Annotated in this window: 1 pseudogene; it reads left to right on the top strand. The window is 61.6% G+C overall.

What is annotated here, in order from left to right:
• Nucleotides 1-218, top strand: a pseudogene (locus QSV46_RS39870) (amino acid ABC transporter substrate-binding protein); the annotation flags it as partial.
• Nucleotides 219-268: the final 50 nt, after the last annotated feature.

The following is a 268-nucleotide window of genomic DNA, read 5'->3' as shown; positions in this document are numbered from 1 at the left end:
GCATCATGCTGCGCAAGGAAGATCCGGCCTTCAAGAAGGTGGTCGATGCGGCGACGGCGGCGCTCTATACCGGCGGCGAGGGCCAGAAGATCTACGACAAGTGGTTCACGCAGAAGATTGCGCCCAAGGGGTTGAACCTCAACTCGCCGATCAGCCCCGAGCTGAAGAACCAGTTCGCCAAGCCGTCGGACTCGCCGGATCCGGATTCGTATAAGTAAGTGATGCGTTGACCCTCATGGCGAGGAGGCGCGCCAGCGCCGTCTCCGGA

This window comes from Bradyrhizobium cosmicum (assembly GCF_032290525.1).
GTDB lineage: Bacteria > Pseudomonadota > Alphaproteobacteria > Rhizobiales > Xanthobacteraceae > Bradyrhizobium > Bradyrhizobium cosmicum_A.
The sequence above is the reverse complement of the archived record's forward strand: the minus strand, read 5'-3'. Positions and strand labels throughout refer to the sequence as shown.